Source organism: Burkholderia sp. DN3021, from assembly GCF_049805555.1.
Classification (GTDB): Bacteria; Pseudomonadota; Gammaproteobacteria; order Burkholderiales; family Burkholderiaceae; genus Burkholderia; species Burkholderia pyrrocinia_C.
The window spans coordinates 1-4,082 of record NZ_JBNCAB010000171.1 but is presented as its reverse complement, the minus strand read 5'-3'; the positions used below and the strand labels follow the sequence as shown (position 1 = coordinate 4,082).

Here is a 4,082-nt window from a genome sequence, read left to right as displayed (position 1 = left end):
GCGAAGCGCCGCGCGCGCTTCGCGCCGGACGGCGCCGCTTCGGGTCGGCGCGCGCGGCCGCCGCCGCGTGCCGCTAACGTACGCGCCATGTCCGACTCTCGACAGGAACGGCGGCGATGGCCGAAGAGAAAACCGAAGAACCCTCCGAACGGAAGCTGAAGAAGGTCCGCGAGAAGGGCCAGGTCGCAAAGAGCAAGGACGTCGCGGACGCGGTGACGCTGGCCGCCGCGATCGGCGTGCTGACGGCGGGTGAATCGATGCTCACCGGCGGCCTGTCGCGCACGATCCGCACCGCGCTCGATTTCGTGAATGGCGAACGCACGCCGCAGGCGACGCTGTCCGCGCTGCACGACCTCGCCGCGAGCGCCGCGCTGACGATGCTGCCGTTCGTCGTCGCCGCGATCGTCGCGGGCATCGTGTCGCAGGCGCCGCAGGCGGGTTTCATGATCACGCTCGAGCCCGTGATGCCGAAGTTCGACGCGATCAATCCGATGGCGGGCATCAAGAAGATCTTCTCGATGAAGTCGTTGCTCGAGCTCGTGAAGATGATCGTCAAGGCGGTCGTGCTCGCGTGCGTGATCTGGAAGATGATGATGTCGCTGTTTCCGCTGGTCGTCGCGAGCGTGTACGAGGCGACGCCGCAGTTGTCGCGCGTGCTGTGGACCGTGCTGATGAAGCTGCTCGGCGTCGTCGCGCTCGTCGTCACGGTGTTCGCGGCGGCCGACTACAAGATCGCGCGCATGATGTTCATGCGCGACAACCGGATGACGAAGGAAGAGGCGAAGCGCGAGAACAAGGAGAGCGAAGGCGATCCGCACACGAAGGGCGAGCGCCGCCGGCTCGCGCGCGAGATCGCGACGAGCGCGCCGGCGCGGCAGAAGGTCGGCCAGGCGAACGTGCTCGTCGTCAACCCGACGCATTACGCGGTCGCGATCCGCTATGCGCCCGACGAGCATGCGCTGCCGCGGGTGATCGAGAAAGCCGTCGACGACGGCGCGCTCGCGCTGCGCCGCCACGCGCACGCGATCGGCGTGCCGATCGTCGGCAATCCGCCCGTCGCGCGCGCACTGTACCGCGTCGAGCGCGACGCGGCGATTCCCGAAGAACTGTTTGAAACGGTGGCCGCGATCCTGCGCTGGGTCGAGTCGGTCGCGGGCGCGCGCACCGACGCCGCCGTTCCCTCCGAGAGGTCGTCATGACGCTGAAAACCCTCAAACTCCCCGCCGGCGGCGAGGTCGGCATCACGGTGCTGGTCGTCGCGATCGTCTCGCTGATGATCCTGCCGCTGCCGCCCGAGGTGATCGACGTGCTGCTCGGCATCAACATCGCGATCAGCGTCACGCTGCTGATGGTGACGATGTACGTCGGCAGCATCGTGTCGCTGTCGGTGTTTCCGTCGGTCCTGCTGTTCACGACGCTGTACCGGCTGTCGCTGAACATCGCGTCGACGAAGTCGATCCTGCTGCACGCGAACGCGGGCGACATCATCGAGAGCTTCGGCGAGCTCGTCGTCGGCGGCAATCTCGTCGTCGGCCTCGTCGTGTTCCTGATCATCACGACCGTGCAGTTCATCGTGATCGCGAAGGGCTCGGAGCGCGTTGCCGAAGTCGGCGCGCGCTTCACGCTCGACGCGATGCCCGGCAAGCAGATGAGCATCGACGCGGACCTGCGCGCGAACATCCTGACGCCCGACGAGGCGCGCCGCAAGCGCGCGACGCTCGCGAAGGAGAGCCAGTTGCACGGCGGGATGGACGGCGCGATGAAGTTCGTCAAGGGCGACGCGATCGCGGGGCTCATCATCACGCTCGTCAACATCGTCGCGGGCATCGCGATCGGCGTGATGTATCACGGGATGACGGCCGGCGAAGCGGCGAACCGCTTCTCGATCCTGTCGGTCGGCGACGCGATGGTGTCGCAGATTCCGTCGCTGCTGATCTCGGTCGCGGCCGGCGTGATGATCACGCGCGTCGCGGACGATCACGACGAAGGCGAAGGCACGTCGCTCGGCTCCGAGATCGCGAAGCAGCTCGGCGGCAGCTATCGCGCGCTGTACTTCGCGGCGGTGCTGCTGATCGGCTTCGCGGCGGTGCCGGGCTTCCCGGCGGCGCTGTTCGTGCTGCTGTCGGCGATTCTCGCGTTTTCCGGCTACCGGCTGCAGAAGGGTGCGCGCCGCACGACCGCGCGCGGCGAGCCGGTGATCGCGCTGCAGCGCGCGGGCGCGAAAAGCAGCACGCCGTCGATCCTGCCGCGCGCGCCGCTCTTCACGTGCGCGATCGGCGTGCGGGTGTCGCCGGATCTCGTCGCGCGGCTCGCGCCCGCCGCGCTCGATCGCGCGTTCGACGAGGAGCGCGCGAAGCTGCAGGAAGAGCAGGGGCTGCCGTTTCCCGGCATCACGCTGTGGACGAGCGACGCGCTGCCCGAAGCGACGTGCGAGATCCTGATGCGCGACGTGCCGCAGACGCGGCTCGAATTGCCGACCGACCAGACGATGCTGCCCGACGCGGCGTCGGACCCGGCGCTCGCCGGCCGCTGCACGAAGCGCGGCCCGGCGGGCGGGCTCGCCGAGAGCTACTGGATCGACGACAAGGAGGTGCCGGCCGGCGCGCGCGCGTGGCGTGCCGAGCAGGTGATCGCGCACGAGACGATCGCGCTGTTGCGACGCAACGCGCATCTGTTCCTCGGCATCCAGGAAACCCAATGGATACTCGACCAGCTCGGAACCGACTATCCGGGGCTCGTCGCCGAAGTGCAGAAGGCGCTGCCGACGCAGCGGATCGCCGACGTGCTGCGTCGCCTGCTCGAAGAGCACATCCCGATCCGCAACGCGCGCGACATCATGGAGAGCCTCGTCGCGTGGGGGCCGAAGGAGAAGGACATGCTGATGCTCGCCGAATACGTGCGCGGCGACCTGTCGCGCTATCTCGCGTATCGCGCCGCGCGCGGCGCGCGGCAACTGCCGGCCGTGCTGCTTGATCTGCCGGTCGAGCAGCATATCCGGCAATCGATCAAGCAGACGCCCGCGGGCAACTTCCTCGCGCTGCCGCCCGAGCAGGTCCGCTATCTCGTCGACAGCGTCGCGTCGTTCGTCGGCGAGACGCCGCGCGACGACGTCGCGCTCGTCACGTCGATGGACGTGCGCCGCTACACGCGACGGATGATCGAGGCGCGGCTCGGCTGGCTGCCCGTCTACTCGTATCAGGAGCTCGGCGACCAGGTCGAATTGAAGCCGGTCGGCCGCGTGACGATGCCGGCGGCGGCCCACGCATGAGCGCCGCCGATCTGAGGCCGGTGCGAATCATCGCGGGCGAGCCTGCCGCCGGGCCGGACGGCGCGTGCGCGTCGCGCACGGCGCGGCGCGGCTTCGACTATGCGCAACTGATGCGGCGCTCGCGCGTCGCGCCGGCCGGCGGACGCGACGCGGCCGACGACGAGCGGCGACACGACGCGTCGATGCCCTGGCACGACGGCGCGATGCCGTCGTTCGAACGCGATCCGGCCGCGCTGCCGGACGCGGCCGGGCGCGAAGCGATGGCGCGCGCGTGCGCGGGCTCCGATGCGTTCGTCAATCAGGTGTTCGCGCAGCGCGAGCGGATGGTGCGCGTCGCCGAGGCGCTCGTGGCCGAGATTGCGGCGCTGTGCGGCGACGACGCGTCGGGCCACTGGGAGATCAGCCTGCCGCTCGACGCCGCGCTGCTGCCGGACACGGTGCTGCACCTCGTTCTTTCGCGTTTCGACTTGCGGCTTCGGTTCGAGACGCCGGACCCGGCGACGCGGCACTTACTCTGCACGCATGGCGCAACGCTGCACGCGCGACTCGACACGCTGCTCGCCCATCGCGGCGCGCCGCGTACGATCGAGATCGACGTCGACTGAGCGCCCGTACAACCGAACCCGACCGACCGCGACGATGGAACCCGAGACAATCGAACTGGAACTCGCCGCCGCCGCGCCGCGCGGCATCGACGCCGCGCTGCCGCTGCTCGCGTGCGACGCGTTCGACGCGGCGCTCGCGCGCATCGTCGCCGATGCGCGGCTCGCCGCGTGGCTCGCGCGCTTCCCGGCGTTGTCCGACTGGCGCGCGG

At 69.7% G+C, this 4,082-nt stretch carries 3 protein-coding genes and 1 pseudogene; all 4 read left to right on the top strand.

Going from position 1 to position 4,082, the window contains the following annotated elements; translation table 11 throughout:
• Positions 1-116: 116 nt before the first annotated feature.
• On the top strand, positions 117-1,199 hold the full coding sequence (gene sctU, locus ACPUER_RS35985; protein WP_425133481.1) for a type III secretion system export apparatus subunit SctU: 1,083 nt from the start codon (positions 117-119) through the stop codon (positions 1,197-1,199).
• Positions 1,196-3,268 carry a type III secretion system export apparatus subunit SctV gene (gene sctV, locus ACPUER_RS35980; protein ID WP_425133480.1) on the top strand — a complete coding sequence of 691 codons (2,073 nt, stop codon included), beginning with the start codon at positions 1,196-1,198 and terminating at the stop codon, positions 3,266-3,268. The genes sctU and sctV overlap by 4 nt, the downstream gene beginning before the upstream one ends.
• On the top strand, positions 3,265-3,873 hold the full coding sequence (gene sctP, locus ACPUER_RS35975) for a type III secretion system protein SctP (RefSeq protein ID WP_425133479.1): 609 nt from the start codon (positions 3,265-3,267) through the stop codon (positions 3,871-3,873). Before sctV ends, sctP begins: the two co-directional genes overlap by 4 nt.
• Positions 3,874-3,907: 34 nt before the next feature.
• Positions 3,908-4,082, top strand: a pseudogene (locus ACPUER_RS35970) (type III secretion system cytoplasmic ring protein SctQ); the annotation flags it as partial.

Coding starts and splice junctions, on each gene's coding strand:
- sctV (WP_425133480.1), top strand. CDS start 1,196: ATGACGCTGAAAACCCTCAAACTCCCCGCCGGCGGCGAGGTCGGCATC.
- sctP (WP_425133479.1), top strand. CDS start 3,265: ATGAGCGCCGCCGATCTGAGGCCGGTGCGAATCATCGCGGGCGAGCCT.
- sctU (WP_425133481.1), top strand. CDS start 117: ATGGCCGAAGAGAAAACCGAAGAACCCTCCGAACGGAAGCTGAAGAAG.